The following is an 18,219-nucleotide window of genomic DNA, read 5'->3' on the forward strand; positions in this document are numbered from 1 at the left end:
GGGGTACCGGCTCGAGGACGGGCGTGTGGTGCTGCTCGAACCCGAGGACCTCGACCCGCCGCCCACCGGTGAACGGGTGATCGAGGTACTCGCGTTCGTCTCCACCACGACACCCTTGACAGGGTGATCACCACCACAACCAGCCACACCACCACACCACACCACTGACCCGACCAGCGGCGGGCCGGGGCGGGTCGATGATGGATCGGTGATGGGTCGGGAGGGGTCGGGAGGGGTCGGTGGCGGGTCAGGGGCAGGTCACCGACCAGTGACCACTGACCCGGCGAGCGGCCAGATCAATGCCAGGTCAGTAGCCAGGCCACCGAGCAGTGAGCAGTGAGCAGTGAGCAGTGAGCAGCGTTTTCTGCTGCCGTTAGTCCGTGTGGGTGATGCCGGGATGCGGTTTGGGCATGTCGGGGGTAGCAATTTGGCATGAGGTCGGTCTGGCGTGGTGCTGTGTCCTTCGGGCTGGTCACGATCGGGGTTCGGCTGTTCTCGGCCACCGAGGAGCACGATTTTCGGTTCCACCAGATGCACCGGGAGGACGGGGGGCGGATTCGGTACAAGCGGGTCTGTTCCGCGTGCGGTGAGGAGGTGGCTTTCGCGGACATCGCGAAGGGCTACGAGTTGGAGGACGGGCGGGTCGTGGTGTTGGACGGTGAGGACTTCGAGACCTTGCCGATCGAGACGGACCGGTCGATCCAGGTGTTGGAGTTCGTGCCGGTGGAGGAGATCGACCCGATCTACTTCCAGAAGTCGTACTACCTGGAGCCGGACAAGGCCGCGGTGCGGCCGTACGTGCTGTTGCGGACGGCGTTGGAGGACGCTGAGCGGTTGGCGGTCGTGAAGATCACGATTCGTCAGCGGCAGACGTTGGCGACGTTGCGGGCGCGGGACGACGTGCTGGTGCTGCACACGATGTTGTGGCCGGACGAGATCCGGCGGCCGGAGTTCGACTTCCTGGGAAGTGGCGTCGAGGTGCGGCCCCAGGAGTTGCGGATGGCGTCGTCGCTGGTGGAGAGCATGGCGGGGTCGTTCGAGGAGGAGGAGTTCACCGACGACTACCGGGACGCGATGGAGAAGCTGATCACGGCCAAGGCCGAGGGGGTGGCGCTGCCCGTCGCCGGGGAGGCCGAGGAGGCCGGTGAGGTGATCGACCTGATGACGGCGCTGGAGCGGAGCGTGGAGGCGGCCAAGTCGGCGCGGGGCGGGCCCGCGAAGTCGGCCAAGGCCGGGAAGAAGGCCTCGGCGGAGAAGAAGGCCAGTTCCGCTTGATGGCCGACCTCTCGGAGTACCGGCGCAAGCGGGATCCCGGTCGCACGCCCGAGCCGGTGCCGGATCCGGCGGTGCTCCCCCACGGCGCCGACGACACGTTCGTGATCCAGGAGCACCACGCGTCGTCGCTGCACTGGGACGTGCGGCTGGAGCGCGACGGGGTGCTGGTGTCGTGGGCGGTGCCGAAGGGACTGCCGCCGGAGCCGGGGGTGATCCGGTTGGCGGTGCACACCGAGGACCACCCCCTGGAGTACGCGGGGTTCTCGGGGGTGATCCCGAAGGGCGAGTACGGCGGCGGGGAGATGTTCCTGTGGGACCGCGGTCGCTACGAGACGGTGAAGTGGTCGGACCGCGAGGTCGACGTGGTGCTGCACGGGGAGCGGGTCGACGGCGAGTTCGTGTTCTTCCGGCGGGACGGGTCGTCGGGTCGCGACTGGATGGTGCGGCGGCGGCACGTGGCGGCGCGGCCGGACTGGGTGTCGTTGCCGGCGGACCTGCGGCCGATGCTGGCGACCGACGGGGTGTTGCCGCCGGCCGAGCAGGACGGTGGGTGGTCCTACGAGTTCGCGTGGGACGGCGTGCGGGTGGTGGTGCGGGTCGAGGGTGGGCGGGTGGTGGTGGCGGACGGTCGGGGCGAGGACGTGACGTCGTCGTTCCCGGAGTTGCAGGGGTTGGGGGCGCGGTTGGGGATGACGCAGGCCGTGCTGGACGGGGTGGTGGTGGCGTTCGACGGTGGGAGGCCGAGCGCGTCGGCGTTGCGGCGGCGGACGGAGGCGGCGACGGCGGCGCGGGCTCGGCGGGCGGCGAAGGCGGCGCCGGTGACCTTCCTGGCGTTCGACCTGCTGCACCTGGAGGGGCGGTCGACGCTGGAGCTGCCGCACGAGGACCGGCGGGTGCTGCTGGAGGAGCTGGGGGTGAGCGGGCCGTCGTGGCTGACACCGCCCGCGTTCCGGGGTGGCGGTGAGGCGGTGCTGGCGGCGAGCGGTGAGCAGGGGTTGGGCGGGGTGGTGGCGAAGCGGTCGGATTCGGTCTACTCCCCCGGTGTGCGGTCCGCGGCGTGGGTGCGGGTCGCGGTGGAGGGGCGGCGGCGTGGGTGAGACGACGGCGGTGCGGGTGGAGGGGCGGCTGCTGAAGCTGTCGAACCTGGGCAAGGTGCTGTACCGGGAGACGGGGTTCACCAAGGCCGAGGTGATCGACTACTACTCGCGGGTGGCGCCGGTGCTGCTGCCGCGGCTGGCGGGGCGCCCGGCGACGTTGCGGCGGTACCCGGACGGGGTGGACGGGCCGTCGTTCTTCGAGAAGAACGTGCCGCGGCACGCGCCGGAGTGGGTGAGGACGGTGCGGATCGCGACGCCGGGCAGCGTGAAGGGCAACGAGTACGCGGACTTCGTGGTGGTGGAGGACCTGCCGACGCTGGTGTGGGTGGCGAACCTGGCGGCGCTGGAGCTGCACGTCCCGCAGTGGACGGTGGGTCCGCGGGGTGGGAAGCGCTCCCCCGACCTGCTGGTGTTCGACCTGGATCCGGGGGCGCCCGCGACGGTGGTGGAGTGCTGCCGGGTGGCGGAGCTGGTGCGGGTGGAGCTGGAGCGCGACGGGCTGGCGGTGTTCGCGAAGACGAGCGGGTCGAAGGGGATGCAGCTGTACGCGCCGGTGGAGGTGTCCTCGCCGGAGCGGACGGCGGTCTACGCCAAGGGGGTGGCGGTGCGGCTCGCGGAGGCGCACCCGGAGCTGGTGGTGTCGACGATGGCGAAGGCGGCGCGGCCGGGGAAGGTGCTGATCGACTGGTCGCAGAACAACCCGGCGAAGACGACGGTGGCGGCGTACTCGCTGCGGGCGCGGGCGGTGCCGTCGGTGTCGACGCCGGTGTCGTGGGACGAGGTGGGGGCGTGCGCGCGGCCGGAGGAGCTGGTGTTCACGGCGGAGGACGTGCTGGAGCGGGTGACGCACGGGGGTGACCTGTTCGCGGACCTGCCCGACGACCCGCGACGGCTGCCCGGCTGAGGGGTTATCCTGGCCGACTGCCTTCAGGAGGGGATGGTCGTGTCCGAGAGCATGGAAGAGCGGTTGGCGCGTGCGTTCGTGCGCGAGGTGCCGAAGCTGAACTCGACGGTGACGCTGGTGGAGTACGACCCGGCGTGGCCGGGGCTGTTCGAGCGGGAGGAGGCGCGGATCCGCGGGGCGCTGGGGCCGGTGGCCGTGGTGCTGGAGCACGTGGGGTCGACGTCGGTGCCGGGGTTGGCGGCGAAGCCGATCGTGGACGTGGTGCTGGGGGTGCCGGACTCGACGGACGAGGCGGCGTACGTGCCGCCGCTGGAGGCGGCGGGGTACGTGCTGCGCATCCGGGAGGCCGAGTACGAGCACCGGCTGTTCAAGGGGCCGGACACGGACGTCAACCTGCACGTGTACTCGGCGGACTGCCCGGAGATCGCCAAGATGGTGCGGTTCCGGGACCGGCTGCGGGCCGTGCCGGAGGACCGGGAGCTCTACGAGCGGACGAAGCGGGAGCTGGCGGCGCGGACGTGGACCTACGTGCAGGAGTACGCGGACGCGAAGACGTCGGTGGTGACCGCGATCGGGGCGAGGGCCTAGCCGTGGTGGTGGGGAGCCCCGCGCGGGGCTCCCCACCACGTGGGGTCAGCCGAGTCGGCAGCCGGACAGGATGATCTCCTGGCCCAGCAGCGTCCTCACGCGGACGGCGTTCTGCACGAGCTGGCCGGACGGGGTCGTGGTCGTCTCGTTGTAGAAGACCTGGGCGACGCCGGGGATGCCCAGCGAGCCGGAGCCGGAGCCGATCGGGGTGCCGTTGATGGTGCCGACCGTGGACGAGCCGGTGATGCCGCTCGCGCCGGAGGTGCAGTGGCTCTCGATCATGCTGATGGTGATCGCGCCGCCGAGGAGGGTGGCGCCGTCGACCGTGGCGTTGGCGGTGGTGGTGCCGGTCACCGGGTCGAGGGTGCAGTCGGCGTGCAGGGCCTGGACGGTGGCGAGGCCGAGCACGGTGAGGGTGGCGGTGGTCTTGTCCTGGTTGGGCGGGCAGGTGGCGTGCGGGGTCTTGGCGACGGTGATGAGGCCGGTGGCCGCCAGCGCGAAGGCCTCGCCGCGCAGGTAGGTGACGACCTTGACGGTGGCGGTGGCCGCCGCGCCGTCGTCGTCGGTGATGGTCACCAGCACGTTGTGGACGCCGAGCGCGGTGAACGCGTGGCTGGTGGAGCAGGTGCCGGAGCCGGGGGCCTGGGAGACGGTGCCCGCGACGACGGGGGTGCCGTCGGCGAAGTCGACGGTGCAGGTGTGGGTGTCGTTGGTGGCGATGTCGGTGAAGGGCGCGGTGAACGCCACCGGGGTGCCGCGGGTGACCGTGACGCCGGTGGCGGGGGCGGTGATGGTGACGGCGGGGGCGACGTTGGTGAGGGTGAGGGTGGCGTTCTGCGCGACGGGGGCGTTGACGCCGTCGTTCGCGGTGAGGGTGACGGTGTAGACGCCGTCGTCGGTGCAGGTGACGGTGGTGTTCTGCTGGGTGGCGTCACCGAAGGCGCAGGTGGCTCCCGGATCGACGCCGGAGGCGGGGGCGATGCTCCAGGCGGTGGTGAGGCCGGGGCCGTCGGGGTCGGTGACGGTGCCCGCGAGGCTGACGCCGGTGCCCTCCTGGCCCGCGTAGGGGCCGCCGGGGGTGACGACCGGCGGGGCGTTGACGGTGATGGTGGTGCAGTCGGTGACGTCGCCGTTCCCGCCGCCGTCGGTGCCAGCGGCGGTGACGCACAGCTCGTGGGTGCCCGCGGCCAGCGCCGGGGTGTCGACGGTGTAGGTGACGGCGGCCGGGCCGTTCTGGGGCAGGGCCGGGGTGGTGGAGGTGACGGCGATCGGGGCACCGCCGTCGACGCGCAGGGTGAGCGCGGTCAGCGTGGAGGAGATGACGCCGGGCAGGATCGCGGGCAGCTGGGCGACGTCGGGGACGTTGGTGCAGGTGCCGCCGGTGGCGTCGGCGATCTGCTGGAGGGTGTTGGCGCCGCTGCCGCAGGAGGAGCCGGTGCCGACGGCGAAGGTGAAGTAGTCGAGGTCGGCGGGGACCGCGCCCAGCGGTCCGGCGATGGCGGGGCCGTTGTTCATGCCGTCGGAGAGGAACACGACCAGCTTGCGCGGCGTGGTGGACGCGGTGGCGACGGTGGTGGACTTGGTGATGCCGTCGGCGAAGTTGGTGGAGCCGCTGCCGGGGGCGCGGGCGGTGAAGAGCCCGAGGCCGCCGGGGTTGTTGTTGGCCGAGGCGAGGACCTCCTCGACGTCGCGGGTGCCGTTGGCGTTGGTGTCGGCGCCCGGGGTGGTGGTGAGCTGGTCACCGGCGGCGGGGGCGACGTCGGCGGTCGCGCCCGCGCTGCCGAACACCGCGGCGCCGACCTGGGCGACGGTGCCGAGCCCGACGGCCTGGGCGTTGAGGGCGCGGGCCGCGGCGACCTCGCAGTCGAGGATCTGGTTGGGCGCGCCGTCGCCGTTCTGGTCTCCCCCGCAGCCCGCGGCCACGCCCGCCGACGTGCTGCCGGAGACGTCCAGGACGTAGGTGATCGAGGTGTTGGCGACGGGCTGGCCCTGGCCGATGGAGGCGGTGCCGGTGACGGTCACCGGGCCGGGCGGTAAGACGGTGCCGTCGGCGGGGGTGGTGATGGCGACGGAGATGCCGGTGCCGCCGGGCAGGTTGCCGTCGACGGCGAACGCCTGCCCGGCGGACACCACGAGGGTGAACGCCGTGAGCACTGCGACCGCGGAGTGCCTGGGTCTCATGTTCGGTTCTCACTTCCAGTAGTGGCGATCACCGGTCGGGTGACCACCATGGAAGGAGAAGCAGGATCGCGATCGAATACGGAGTGATCCTCACATCAGGTGGCGCCAGGCGTGGGGCACCGCGGGAACCACCCGTTCAGCCCAGGAAACCGGCGATCTCGGCGACCAGGTGGCGGGGGTCGTCGAGCCACGGGAAGTGCCCGCCGCCCCGCTGCACGGTGAGGGTCGCGGTCGGGATCAGCTCGGCGAGCTCGGCGCACCGGTGGGGCGGGGAGACCGGGTCGCGGTCGGCGGTGTAGACGAGCACGGGGACGTCCAGCCCCACCAGCGCGCGGCGGGTGACGCCGGGGGTGAACGCGCCGGACGCCCAGTAGCCGCGCAGGGCCGGGAGCGAGCGCTGGCCCCGTTCGGCCTCGGCGTGGGCCCTGGCGGTGTCGTCCCAGCGGCCGTAGAACAGCGGGGCCGCGGTGACGCGCTCGTCGTGGCCCGCGCCGCCCGCGTTCAGCAGGTCGAGCGCGGCGGACGCGGCCGGGAACCACGGCTCGTGGGCGCGGGAGCCCAGGTGGCGGGCCCAGTCCTCGGCGGTGGGCGTGAGGTCGACGGCGCGCAGCGCGGGGCTGAGCAGCACCAGGCGGCGCAGCCGGTCGGGGTGGTCGGTGGCGTAGGACATGGCGATCCCGGCGCCCGCGGAGTGGCCCAGCAGGTCGATCCGGGCGAGGTCGAGGTGGCGGCGCAGCGCCTCGACGTCGTGGGCGAGCCGGTCGCGCCGGTAGGTCGCCGGGTCGGCGGGGGCCTCGGAGTCGCCGGTCCCCCGGTTGTCCAGCAGCACGAGCCGTCGGTGCGCCGAGAGCCCTCCGAGGTCGCCCAGGTAGGCCGCGGCGCGGCCCGCGCCGCCGGGCAGGCACAGCAGCGGCTCACCGGAACCCCGCTCGTGGTAGGCGAGGCGGGTGCCGTCGTAGGAGGTGAATCGGGGCACCGGGTCATCTTCGCGCACCGGGCCGCCGGACGAGCGACTCGGAGGGAGCGCTACTGGGGACGCATGTCCATGACCTGCACGGCGGAGCCCTCGTACAGCTTCGGCTGGTAGGTCATGACGGCGGTGGGGCTGCCCGCGGCCTCCACCACGATCTGCGCCACCTCCAGGCCCGCCAGGTCCGTCGAGCCTGCCAGGGCGGCCTGTTCGCCGATCTCCAGCGCGTTGGTCGTGGACAGCGCGAGGGCCTGCACGGGGCCCGCGGGGTCGTTGAGCAACCAGGACAGGTCGGGGTGGTGGCCGTTCAGCTCGGTGCCCGCGACCAGCAGCGACAGGGCGGGGACGATCAGCAGGCGCCCGCTCGTGATCGCCTGCACCACCACGGCCTGGGCCAGGCGGGGGTTGAGCTCGCGTTCGTAGGCCGCCAGGAAGGACGAGTCGAGCAGCAGCGCGCGGGGCAGGGTCACGCGGCGTGGTCCGAGCCGGGGTGGTCCACCCTGGCCAGGATGGCTCGGGCCAGCGTGTCGGCGGCCTGGTACTCGGGCGTGGTCGGGTCGATGCCCCGGTGGGTGAGCACGGCGTGGGCCACCTGCTCGCGGTGCTCGAAGGCCGTGCGAGCGCCGGGCAGGAGCCGGTCGAGCTCGTGCGGCGGCAGCGCGGCCAGCAGAGTGGCGTCGACCCCGTCGCGCGCCGAGATCCGCTGGACCAGGTACTGGTCGGCGGGTGAGCGGTCCGCGAAGGCCGAGGCGGTCATGGTCCGATCATAGCCGGCCTGGTCACGGTGCGGAACGTCTCCGCGGGGGCGGGTGGCGCGACCGGCGTCCGCGGGTGCCGGTCCCTAGGCTGGTGGCCATGCCGAAGATCGCCACCGCTGACGTCGTCGAGCGGGAACACCTGCTCGACTTCCTCCGGCCGCGCCACCGCGGCCTGCTCATCACCGCCCGCTCCGACGGACGCCCCCAGGTGTCGCCGGTGGCGTGCGGCGTCGACCGGGAGGGCCGGATCGTCGTGTCCACCTACCCGCGGCGGGCGAAGTCCCGCAACGCCCGCCGCGACGACCGCGTCACGGTGTGCGTGCTGTCCGACGACTGGGACGGCCCCTACGTGCAGGTCGACGGGCGCGCGGAGGTGCTGGACCTGCCGGACTCGGTCGAGCCGCTGGTGGAGTACTTCCGCTGCATCGCCGGGGAGCACCCCGACTGGGACGAGTACCGGGCGGCGATGGTGCGGCAGGGCAAGAGCCTCATCCGGGTGACGATCGAACGGTGGGGTCCGATCGCCACCGGCGGGTTCCCGCCCGAACTGGCGGACTGAGGGCCTACGCCGTCCCGGAGTCGGTCGGCTCCGGGACGTGCGCCCACGTCCCGCCCCACCCGACCGGGTCCTGGAGGAGCGCCACGACCGCGCCCGAGGGGTCGGCGATCGACGCGACCAGCCCGGTCGGGACCTCGCGGGGTGCCACGACGACGCTGCCGCCGAGGTCGGTCGCCGACGCCACCGCCGCGGCGACGTCGGGGACGGAGAAGTACACCGTCCAGCCCGCGGCCAGGCCGGTGTCGGCGGTCAGCCTGCCCGCCACGGGTCTGCGGTGGCCGTCGAACTCGGCCTCGAAGAGGCTGAAGGGCTCCTCGGGGTCGCGGACGTGCCAGCCCAGCTCGTCCGCGTAGCGCTCGTCGGCGTCGGCGACGCCGAGCAGCTCCACCCAGCACGGCTCCCCCGGTCGTGGTTCGGGCGCCCACGGTCCGTGCAGCACGCGCCCGCGGTCGACCGACACGCCGGGGTCCACTGCCCGAACGGGCAGGCCCGCGAACACCAGCCGCCACCCGTTCGGCTCCCCCGGACTGATGCGGACGGCGAGGCGGTCACCCACCCAGCCGCCGAACACGTCACCGGGTTCGGGTAGCACCGCCCAGCCCAGGAGCTGGGAGAAGAAGTCGGCGGTCGGCTCGGGAGCGTCGGTCGTCAGTTCGATCCGACGCAGCCCTCGGGCCGGGTGGGACAACAGCACGTGGTGGGTCCGTTCATGAGTGAGAACCAGTGAGAATCCCCGAACGGGCCCATCATGTGCGGCTCACCGAGCCGACTTCAATGCTCCATTCGGCCCTACCGCGCGGTCCGCGAGCACCTCGGCGAGCGGTCGGGGCTTGCCGAGGTGGAATCCCTGGCCCACCCGGACACCCAGTCTGACCAGCGCTTCCACCTGGGTGGGGCGCTCGACCCACTCGGCGACGGCGGACAGTCCGAGGCCTCGGGCGATCTCCACGATCCCGGATACCAGAACGGCATCGGTGCTGTGCTCGTCGATGCCGCGCACGAACTCGCCGTCGATCTTGATCCCGGTGATCGGCAGGTGCTTGAGGTGCACGAACGACCCGAAACCGGAGCCGAAGTCGTCCAGGGTGATGCGGCAGCCGTACCCGCGCAGCTTCAGCGCGAGCGAGCGGGCCGCGTCCAGGTTGGTGACGGCGGCGGTCTCGGTGATCTCCAGCCCGAGCCTGCCGGGCGCCACCCCCGCTCCGGCGAGCCGGTCGAGCACGAACCCGGCGAAGTCCTCGTCCTCCAGGGTCCGGCCCGACACGTTGACGTTGAACCGCAGATCGGGGTCGGGGTGCCGCACGAGGGTGTCGATCGCGCGGTTGAGCACCCACCGGTCGATGTCGTGCACGAGGTTGGACCGCTCGGCCTCGGGCAGGAACTCCGCCGGGCCCAGGTACGGCTCCTGGCCGTCCTCCAGGCGCAGCAGGATCTCGTGGCCGAGCACCTTGCCCGACACGAGCTGCACCATCGGCATCGCGTGCAGGGCGAGACCGCCGGTCTCCAGCGCGGTGCGCAGCCGGTCCATCACCGAGACCCGCTTCACGGTGTCGGCGTAGTGGCCGGGCTCGTAGACGGTGACGCGGTTGCGGCCCGCGGCCTTCGACGCGTAGAGCGCGAGGTCCGCGTTGGCGAGCACCAGCTCCCAGGCATCGCCCGAGGTGTAGGTGGCGACGCCGGTGCTGACCGTGATGCGGGAGTTCGGGGCGACCCCGACCAGCGGCAGCGCCGACACCGCGTCGCGCAGCCGGTGCGCGACCACCTCGGCCTCCGGGCCGGCCAGGCCGGGCAGCACGACCGCGAACTCGTCGCCGCCGAGCCTGCCGATGAGCTGCGGCTCCTCCAGCCGCGAGCGCAGCGCCACGGCCAGCGACCGCATCAGCCGGTCGCCGACGGCGTGCCCGCGCAGGTCGTTGACGTCCTTGAAGTTGTCCAGGTCCAGCAGCAGCAGGGCGCCGTCGCCGCCGGTCGCGAGCTGCCGCTCCAGCTCGCGGGTGATCGCGCGCCGGTTCGACAGGCCCGTCAGCGGGTCCTGCTCGGCCATCAGCAGCAGCTCGTCGTGCACCCGGCGGGCGGTGGTGATGTCGTGGGCGGTGCCCAGCGCCCGCACGGGGACGCCGTGCTCGTCGTGCACGATCTCGCCGAAGCACTCGAACACGCGCTCCACGACCAGGCCGGTGTCGAGGTCGGGGTGGGTCATGCGGTGGGTGAAGTTGAAGCCCGCGCCGGTCCGCATCGCCTCCTGGAGGACCGCCTGGATCATCGGCAGGTCCTCGGGGTGCACCAGCTCGGTGTACCCCTGGAAGTCCATCTGCGTGCCCTTGGGCATGTTCCACATCTCCAGGAGCGTGTCCGACCACACGATCCGGTCCTCGGCGATGTGCCACTCCCACGTGCCCATCCGCCCCAGCACCTGGGCGCGGCGCAGCGCGTCGGCCTCGTGGGTCGCCTCCAGCTCGCGGTCGCGCCACGCCGAGACGTCCACCATCTGGTAGAGCAGCTCGTCGGGCGAGATGCGCCTGCACGAGACCTCCAGCCACCGGTGGCCCTGGTCGCACGTGCTGGGCGTGAGCAGGGTCAGCCCGGACCTCGGGCGCTCGGGCGTGCCCGGCAGCAGCGCGGGCAGCGAACGGCCCACGACGTGCTCCAGTGCGACGCCGAGCAGCCCCGCCAGTGCCGGGTTGGCCCAGCGCAGCGTTCCACGCGGGTCGGTGACGCCGTAGCCGACGTTCGCCCGGTCGAGCACCTCGCGGTACAAGGCGCTGTTGCTGGTCACGCAGTCCTCCTCGCCACCCGCGCGACATGATGGTGGAGATCACGGTCCGTGGGCAAGCCGCTACCGTTCAGCGCAACCGCTCCAGACCTCGTGCGGCGTCCACCACGCCCGCGGCGAGGCCGCGCAGCTCGTCGCCGCCCGCACCGTCCTCCGCCGCCGTCATGATGTCCTCCGCGGCACACCTGAGCTGGAACAACCTGTCCTGGAGGTCGGCCAGCTCGGTGCTGGAGAGCACCACGGCGTCCTCGGGCAGCCCTCCGCGCTGCACGGCCGCGCGCCGTTCGTAGGCGCGCTGCCTGCACGGTTGGGCGCAGTAGCGGCGGGGGCGGCCTATCCGGCCGTGGTCGGGCAGTCGCCGACCGCACCAGGCGCAATGCCGGGCGACCTCGCGGCGTTGGCCGATCACGGCGACGGCGCCCTCGGCCTCGGTCACCAGTTCCATGGCGCGCGACGGTATCCCGCCACCCGCCGTTCGCTCCAGCGCCACGCCGCCAAGGCACACTGCTTGCCGTGAGCGACACGCATCCGTACCTGGACGGGCCGCACCCGAGGGCGTACGCCCACCGCGGGTGGCACCTCGACGACCTCTCGGGCATGGAGAACTCCCTGTCCGGGTTCCGCCGCGCGGCCACCGAGGGGTACCGCTACCTGGAGACCGACGTGCACGCCACGTCCGACGGCGTGGTGGTGGTGCACCACGACCGGACGCTGGACCGCACGACCGACCGGAGCGGGGCGGTCGCGGAGCAGCCGTGGTCGTCGGTGGGGAGGGCGATGATCGGCGGTCGCGAGAAGATCACCCGGTTGGCGGATCTGCTGGAGGAGCTGCCGGAGGCGTTGTTCAACATCGACGTGAAGGCCGACTCGGCGGTGGAGCCGGTGCTGGCGGTGCTGCGGCGGTCCGGGGCGATGGGGCGGGTGTGCCTGGCGTCGTTCTCCGACACCCGGCTGGCGCGGCTGCGGCGGCTGGGCGGGCCCCGGCTGCTCACGTCGATGGGTCCGAGGTCGGTGGGGGCGCTGTGGATGGCGGGCCGGGTGCCGGTGGCGGGGCTGGCCGTGCGGGGGGTGCTGGCCCAGGTGCCCGCGGCGCGCGGCAGGCTCCGGGTGGTGGACCGGCGGTTCGTGCGGGCCGCGCACCTGCGCGGCTCCGAGGTGCACGTGTGGACGGTCGACGACCGGGAGGAGATGGCGCGGCTGCTGGACCTGGGCGTCGACGGGCTGGTCACCGACCGGCCGGACGTGCTGCGCGACGTGCTGCGGGCGCGGGAGGTGTGGGCGGGTTCCTGACGCCGAGGTGGCCGATTGACAACAGCTTGGGGTAACCGTCGATCATCGGTTCACCCGACCAGTACAGTCCGCCGTCATGAGCGTGGTGGACAGCAGCCCCGAGAGCGCGGGGACCGCACCGGAACGGCTTCGCGAGCAGCGCGGCTGGTGCTGGTACGACTGGGCGAACTCGGTGTTCCCCACGTCGGTGGGGACGGTGTTCCTCTCGGGTTACCTGACCGCCGTGGCGAAGGTCGAGGCGCAGGCGGACACCGCGCGCAACGGCCCGAACGCGTGCGCGGACAGCTCGTTGCAGCAGTGCGACATCTCGGCGTTCGGCGTGCACTTCCCGGCGGGCTCGCTGTGGGGCTACCTGCTGTCGATCGCGACGGTCGTGCAGGTGCTGGTGCTGCCGGTGATGGGCGCCATCGCCGACCGGACGCAGAACAAGCGGCGGATGCTGGGCGGGTTCGCGTTCGCCGGGTCGCTCGCGACGGCGGCGCTCGGGTTCGTCGGCGGCTCGGACTGGTCGCTGGGGGTGGTCCTGTTCATCCTCTCCAACATCTGCTGGGGTTCGTCGGTCGTCGTCTACTACTCGTTCCTCCCCGAGATCGCGACACCCGACGAGCGCGACGCGGTGTCGGCGCGCGGGTGGGCGTTCGGGTACCTCGGGGGCGGGATCGCGCTGGCGATCCAGCTGGCGCTGTTCATCGGGCACGACGCGGTCGGCATCAGCGAGGCGACGGCGGTGCGGTTCGCGTTCGTGCTGTCCGGGTTGTGGTGGGCGGGGTTCACGCTCATCCCGCTGTCGCGGCTGCGCCGCCACCAGGCCCCGCACGGCGGTGAGCACGGCGCCGGGATCATCGTGGCGGGGTTCAAGGAACTCGGGCAGACGTTCAAGTCGGCGCGGCTGTTCCCGCTGACGCTCGCGTTCCTGTTCACCTACCTGATCTACACCGACGGCATCTCCACCGTGGCCGGGGTGTCGGCGCAGTACGGGCGCGACGAGCTGAAGCTCGACGAGACGGTGCTGATCTCCACGATCCTGATCGTCCAGTTCGTCGCGTTCTTCGGCGGTGTGCTGCACGGGTGGGGCGCGAAGCGGTGGGGCGCCAAGCGCACCATCCAGATCAGCCTGCTGGTGTGGATCGTGGTGATCGGTTTCGCGTACTTCGTGCAGGCCGGGCAGCAGTTCCAGTTCTACGGGCTCGCGGTCGGCATCGGTCTCGTGCTGGGCGGCACGAACGCCCTGTCGCGGTCGCTGTTCAGCCAGATGGTGCCGCCCGGCCGCGAGGCCCAGTACTTCTCGCTCTACGAGATCGGCGAGCGCTCCACGTCGTGGCTCGGCCCGCTGGTGTTCGCCGGTGTCGGCCAGGCGACCGGGTCGTTCCGGCTGGCGATCATCTCGCTGGTGGTGTTCTTCGTGGTCGGGTTCGTGCTGATGATCTTCGTGCCGGTGCGGCGCGCGATCGAGGCGTCCGGGAACCCGGTGCCGGTCAAGGTGTGACGGGTGGTGCTGGTCGTCGGAGCCCGCGCAGGCCGACGACCAGCAGGGCGGTCGCGGCGGCGACCATCACCGCCGCGACGGCCGCGACGCCGGGGTGGTCCGCGTACACCAGTTCGATCGGCAGCAGCGCCGCGATCCACACGCCGAGGGCGGTGGCCGCGACCGGGGAGCGGCGGCGCAGCAGGCCTGCGCCGACCACCGCCGCGGGGACCACCGCGATCGTGGTCACCGGGTAGGGGGAGTAGGGGTGGACCAGCGCCGCCCCGGAGACCACCGCGGCCCCGGCCAGCGCCCACCGCCACCGGCCGAGCGCGGGGGTGGGGACGTCGCGGTGGAAGCCCGTGACGAGGGCGAGCGTGGTCAGCCACAGCGGCACCTGCCAGAACAGGTCCAGCGGCGTCGTCGGGCCGGTCCACTCCAGGACCAGCCGCACCAGGGCGAGCACGGACAGGGCGGTGAACAGCGCCTTCGCCACCCCGCGGAACCCGGTGACCACCGCGACCGAGCCCGCCAGCGCGGCGAGGTCGGCCAGCGGCACGGGGCCGCCCGCGGGTATCGGGGACAGCAGCAGACCCTGCGCCGCGTAGGCGCCCAGCACGAGCGCGCCGACCAGCGCGACCAGCCGCACGACGTCGCCCGCGGCGACCGCCCGCGCGGGGGCGCCGGACGCGGCGAACCGGGTCCGCACGGCGAGGGCGATCGTCGCGCCGGTCTCGCCCCAGCCCGGCCAGCCGTGCTCCAGGTCGAGGTCGTCGGTGCGGTCGGCGAGGAACAGGCCGACCATCTCCTCCTCGCGCTCGGCCCGGTACCACGGCGGCAGCAGCCGCAGCAGCGCGCGGTAGCGGTTCTCCAGGTTGGTCACAGCGCTCCCCTGGTCCTGAGCACGAGCGACGCCGCCCGCACGTTCGCCGAGAGCCGGGCCACCTCGGCCGAGAGGGCGCGCACGCCGCTGTCGGTGAGCCGGTAGTAGCGGCGGAGACGGCCCTGGTGGACCTCCTCGCGGTCGCGTTCGGCGAACCCGTCGGCGACCAGGCGGTCCAGCACCCCGTAGAGCGTGCCGACCCGCAGTTTCATCCGGCCCTCCGACAGCGCGTCGACGGCCTGGACTATCGCGTAGCCGTGCAGCGGCTCCTCCGCGAGCGCGGTCAGCACCAGGAAGGTCTGCTCCGTCATCACCCGAGCACTCATGTAACGAGTTATATCGGAAAGCGGTATATGCCGGCAAGCGTCAGCACGGGTCAGCTCGCGATCACCGACGTCCGATCGTCGAGACGTGACGCGTCGGCCTCCAGGCAGCGGCGGAAGGGGTTGTCGTTGACGCGGTCACGCCGGTGCGCCAGGAACCAGGACAGGACCGCCAGCGCGTTGACCCCCACGACCCCGGCGATCCCCGGCCAGGACAGCCTCTCCCACCAGAACGCGACTCCCGTGATCACCAGCGACGTGGTCGTCACCAGGCCACCCAGGGCGAAGAGGAGCCCGAACGACTCGTTGATGGATTCCTTGTAGATGTACAGGACCACCGCCGCGATGAACGCGACGCTGCACACGTTCACGTAGCCGACCCAGGTCGGCATCAGCTCCCAGCCGCGGGTCAGGAGCAGAAAGGAGCCGTAGAGCCCCGCGAACGCGGACACGAGCCCCGTGAACCCCAGTACCCCGCTCGTCATCGACCACAGGTGACGTGTTCCCCGCCGCGGCTCGAACACGGTGAGCCAGTCGTCGTTGCGCACCAGGCTGGACGTCGTGTTCCCGCTCTGGCTCAGCACCTCGCCGTAGACCGCCGCCCGCGCGGGCCAGCTGAGGAGTCCGAGCAGACGGAGTTGCACCGACGACAGCCCGCACCCGCGGGACAGCGAATCCAGCAGCGCGGCCACCTGGTCATCGGGTTCGGACTCGGTCGCGGCGGTGGCGAAGACGCCCTTGAGGTAGACCCTGACCGAGTAGTCGTTGGTGCGACTCGCCCTGGGGATCCGCTCCTTGACCTCCTTCATGGCTCGATCGTCGGAGAACTTCTGCCCGCGCACGGCGTCCAGGGCAACGGGGATGGCGAGCCTGGGATCGATCACGGAGGTGTCGGGGGGAATGGCGTCGACGTCGGAATCCCTCAGGAGCCGACCGATCCTGCCTCCGATCAGCAGCAGGGGATCGTCCTTGCGCCGCGTGAACGGCTGCCACATCCACGCCTCGGCCTCCACGTCGGTCACCGCTGGTGAGGCGCGGCGCAACTGCTCCTCCACATCGGGGTTCCGGATCAGTTCCGCCAACCGCCACGCGGCGCGGGTGGCCGCTCGGCCGTCGGCCCAGAGCAGGTCGACCAGCGCCGTGGCCGCGGCGGGTGTGCCCACCACGGCCAGGTCGTCCACCGCCCAGAGGAAACCCTCCGCCGCCCGTGCGGTGAGAACGGTCAGCGCCAGTTCACCCATCCCGCGCAGTGCCGCCCGGCCGTCGGCATCCGCGTCGGCCTGCGGGGCGAGGGCGAGCGCCGCCTCCGGCCTCCCGGACGCCGACAGCGCCTGCATGGCGTCGACCTTGGCCGGGCCGTCGGACAGCGCGAGGCTCGCGAGCCGCCGGAGCACCTCCTGTCCGCGCGGTCTGCTGTCGGCGGCGACCGAACCCAACGCGGCGACGACGGCCGCGCGGTCCGGACCCACGACACACGACACCGAGCTGCCGCAGGAAGTGGTTCACGATCGCCGTGGCGAAGTCGCCGTCCACCCGCTTGGCCTCCGACAGGCACTCCAGCGCCAGGATCTTGTGGTGCGCCTCGGGCGAGCCGAAGATCTCCGCGATCACCTTGGTGCTGTCCCTGTTGCTCGCGCCGCACCACAGCTTCACCGTCTCCCGCCACGCGAGCGGATCGGCGAGGTACCGCTCCAGCAGGCTGTCGGGGCTGTCGGCCAGCTCCGTGGCCGCGAGGTACTCCTGCAGCGTCAGGTGGCGGAACACGTAGTGCGCCTTGCGCTTGTCCACCGCGACGAGCAGTTGGCTGCGGTCGACGATCTCGTCGAGCAGGGGCTTGATGTGGGAGTCGTCCAGGTTCAGGTCGGGCAGCAGCGCCTTCGTGGTCGTCTCCAAGGTCATCCTGGAGATCGTCAGGCGGTCGACCGACGTCCCCGTGGACTCCATGGACGTCAGGGCGACCTTCTGCAGCACCGCGAGCTTCTCCCCGACCTCGTACACCGTCAGGGACCTGGCACGGCCGAGGTCGGCGTCCCGACCGAGCAGGTGGGTGATGGCCTCCTGGTAGAACGCGGGCCGCGAGGTGGGCAGCCTCCTGCCCGTCTTGGTGAACACCTCGGTGTGCAGGTACGCGATCATCGTCAGCAGCAGCGGGCTGCGGGCCAGGCGCATGAGCGCCGGGTTCTTGCGGAGGCTGCCGAAGATCTCGGCCCTCGCGGTCGCGTCGCCCAGCCCGCGCCAGCTCCCGAGGAACCTGATCACACCCGCGTCGTCGAACTCCGCCACCCGCACGACGTGGGAGAACCGCGGCCCCAGCGGCTGCCCCTGGTAGACCACGTCGCGGCAGGTCACGACGAACTGGCAGTCGCCGTACTCCCTGGCGAAGTCCCGCAGCGCCGCGAACACCCGTTCCTGGTCCGCGCGCCCCACCTCGTCCAAGCCGTCGAACAGCAGGGACAGGGCACCGTCGTCCAGGGCCTGCTGGACCAGTTCGCGGATCCGCCCGCCGCCGCGCGACCTGTCCACCCGCGCCCTCGCCAGCTCCGCGACGATCAGGTCGACCAGGGAGTCGCTGGTGCCGTTGCACCGGTGCAACTCGATCAGGACCGGAACCCGCTCGGACCGGCCGCCGCGCACCCGCTTCGCCCAGGTGAGCATCGAGCTCTTCAGCAGCAGCGACTTGCCCGCGCCCGCGGGACCGATCACCACCGTGCAGGGGTTCTCCCGGATGTTGTCGTAGACGTCCCGGCGCTCACCGTCCAGTTCGTACTGCAACGGGACGTACGTCTCGTTGATGTCGATCACCTGGTCGGCGACGAATCCGACCGGGTGCCGGGTGAAGTCCTGTTCCACCGCGTCCGCGTAGCGCCGGACCAGCCGCCTGCGGAACTTCGCGCCACGCGACAGCGGACGCCTGGACCGGTCGAAGGCGCTGGCGCCGGACTTCTTGAAGAACTCGCCCAGGTACTGCTTGGCCGCCCAGATCAGCGCTGCCACCAGGAGCAGCGCCACCGCCCCGTACGACAGCGGCAGGGTCGTCAGATCAGCGCCAGCGGCCATGCCTGGTCATCGGAGGACCGCCGACACCCGTTACGGGCGGTGCCGGACCGCCACTCTCCGGATTCCACGCCGGTGGGAGAGGTGGTGCGCCTCGGT

17 protein-coding genes are annotated in these 18,219 nt (G+C 72.2%); 7 read left to right on the forward strand and 10 right to left on the reverse strand.

The window, feature by feature from the left end; all coding sequences use genetic code 11:
- Window positions 1-432 precede the first annotated feature (432 nt).
- From ku to AC156L_RS15715, 4 genes are read left to right on the forward strand one after another with little or no spacing between them, the layout of a single operon-like run.
- Window positions 433-1,275, forward strand: a complete 843-nt coding sequence (gene ku, locus AC156L_RS15700) for a non-homologous end joining protein Ku (RefSeq protein ID WP_330879499.1) — start codon at window positions 433-435, stop codon at window positions 1,273-1,275.
- Entirely contained in the window at window positions 1,275-2,372 is a 1,098-nt protein-coding gene (locus AC156L_RS15705; RefSeq protein ID WP_330879500.1) for a DNA polymerase ligase N-terminal domain-containing protein, read from the forward strand. Before ku ends, AC156L_RS15705 begins: the two co-directional genes overlap by 1 nt.
- Window positions 2,365-3,276 (forward strand): non-homologous end-joining DNA ligase, encoded by a 912-nt coding sequence (gene ligD, locus AC156L_RS15710; protein ID WP_330879501.1) that lies wholly within the window; start codon window positions 2,365-2,367, stop codon window positions 3,274-3,276. The genes AC156L_RS15705 and ligD overlap by 8 nt, the downstream gene beginning before the upstream one ends.
- Window positions 3,277-3,309: 33 nt before the next feature.
- On the forward strand, window positions 3,310-3,864 hold the full coding sequence (locus AC156L_RS15715) for a GrpB family protein (RefSeq protein ID WP_330879502.1): 555 nt from the start codon (window positions 3,310-3,312) through the stop codon (window positions 3,862-3,864).
- A 45-nt stretch (window positions 3,865-3,909) separates the two neighbouring features.
- On the opposite strand, the gene AC156L_RS15720 is transcribed toward AC156L_RS15715, so the two are convergent.
- From AC156L_RS15720 to AC156L_RS15735, 4 genes are all read right to left on the reverse strand, one after another.
- The gene (locus AC156L_RS15720) at window positions 3,910-6,045 is read right to left on the reverse strand and encodes a choice-of-anchor P family protein (RefSeq protein WP_330879503.1); all 2,136 of its coding nucleotides are present in this window, start codon (window positions 6,043-6,045) and stop codon (window positions 3,910-3,912) included.
- Between the two features lie 136 nt (window positions 6,046-6,181).
- On the reverse strand, window positions 6,182-7,021 hold the full coding sequence (locus AC156L_RS15725; RefSeq protein WP_330879504.1) for an alpha/beta fold hydrolase: 840 nt from the start codon (window positions 7,019-7,021) through the stop codon (window positions 6,182-6,184).
- A gap of 50 nt (window positions 7,022-7,071) precedes the next feature.
- A complete protein-coding gene (locus AC156L_RS15730; protein ID WP_330879505.1) occupies window positions 7,072-7,485 on the reverse strand; it encodes a hypothetical protein in 414 nt (137 codons plus the stop codon).
- Window positions 7,482-7,772, reverse strand: coding sequence for a hypothetical protein (locus AC156L_RS15735; protein WP_330879506.1), 291 nt, complete (start codon window positions 7,770-7,772; stop codon window positions 7,482-7,484). The genes AC156L_RS15730 and AC156L_RS15735 overlap by 4 nt, the downstream gene beginning before the upstream one ends.
- A 98-nt stretch (window positions 7,773-7,870) precedes the next feature.
- Here AC156L_RS15735 and AC156L_RS15740 point away from each other — a divergent pair, with 98 nt between their 5' ends.
- Window positions 7,871-8,332: a PPOX class F420-dependent oxidoreductase gene (locus AC156L_RS15740; RefSeq protein WP_330879507.1), complete on the forward strand. Its 462-nt coding sequence runs from the start codon at window positions 7,871-7,873 to the stop codon at window positions 8,330-8,332.
- 4 nt (window positions 8,333-8,336) lie between these two features.
- Here the strand turns inward: AC156L_RS15740 and AC156L_RS15745 are convergent, their stop codons facing one another.
- The 3 genes from AC156L_RS15745 to AC156L_RS15755 all read right to left on the reverse strand — a co-directional run bounded on the left by AC156L_RS15745 (window position 8,337) and on the right by AC156L_RS15755 (window position 11,550).
- Window positions 8,337-9,026, reverse strand: coding sequence for a VOC family protein (locus AC156L_RS15745; RefSeq protein ID WP_330879508.1), 690 nt, complete (start codon window positions 9,024-9,026; stop codon window positions 8,337-8,339).
- Window positions 9,027-9,089: 63 nt separating this feature from the next.
- Complete coding sequence (locus AC156L_RS15750) at window positions 9,090-11,108, reverse strand: putative bifunctional diguanylate cyclase/phosphodiesterase (RefSeq protein WP_330879509.1); 2,019 nt, start codon at window positions 11,106-11,108, stop codon at window positions 9,090-9,092.
- 67 nt (window positions 11,109-11,175) lie between these two features.
- Window positions 11,176-11,550, reverse strand: a complete 375-nt coding sequence (locus tag AC156L_RS15755) for a hypothetical protein (protein ID WP_330879510.1) — start codon at window positions 11,548-11,550, stop codon at window positions 11,176-11,178.
- A gap of 68 nt (window positions 11,551-11,618) precedes the next feature.
- On the opposite strand from AC156L_RS15755, the gene AC156L_RS15760 reads away from it, so the two are divergent.
- Together AC156L_RS15760 and AC156L_RS15765 are read left to right on the forward strand one after the other, a co-directional pair.
- The gene (locus AC156L_RS15760) at window positions 11,619-12,395 is read left to right on the forward strand and encodes a glycerophosphodiester phosphodiesterase family protein (protein ID WP_330879511.1); all 777 of its coding nucleotides are present in this window, start codon (window positions 11,619-11,621) and stop codon (window positions 12,393-12,395) included.
- A gap of 76 nt (window positions 12,396-12,471) precedes the next feature.
- The gene (locus tag AC156L_RS15765; protein WP_330879512.1) at window positions 12,472-13,881 is read left to right on the forward strand and encodes an MFS transporter; all 1,410 of its coding nucleotides are present in this window, start codon (window positions 12,472-12,474) and stop codon (window positions 13,879-13,881) included.
- Here AC156L_RS15765 and AC156L_RS15770 read toward each other — a convergent pair.
- The 3 genes from AC156L_RS15770 to AC156L_RS15780 form a co-directional block, all read right to left on the reverse strand.
- Window positions 13,871-14,743: a hypothetical protein gene (locus tag AC156L_RS15770; RefSeq protein WP_330879513.1), complete on the reverse strand. Its 873-nt coding sequence runs from the start codon at window positions 14,741-14,743 to the stop codon at window positions 13,871-13,873. The two genes, AC156L_RS15765 and AC156L_RS15770, sit on opposite strands and share 11 nt — an antisense overlap.
- On the reverse strand, window positions 14,740-15,069 hold the full coding sequence (locus AC156L_RS15775; RefSeq protein ID WP_330879514.1) for a PadR family transcriptional regulator: 330 nt from the start codon (window positions 15,067-15,069) through the stop codon (window positions 14,740-14,742). The genes AC156L_RS15770 and AC156L_RS15775 overlap by 4 nt, the downstream gene beginning before the upstream one ends.
- Before the next feature lie 1,230 nt (window positions 15,070-16,299).
- On the reverse strand, window positions 16,300-18,123 hold the full coding sequence (locus tag AC156L_RS15780) for an NACHT domain-containing protein (protein WP_330879515.1): 1,824 nt from the start codon (window positions 18,121-18,123) through the stop codon (window positions 16,300-16,302).
- Window positions 18,124-18,219 lie beyond the last annotated feature (96 nt).

This window comes from Umezawaea sp. (assembly GCF_057122925.1).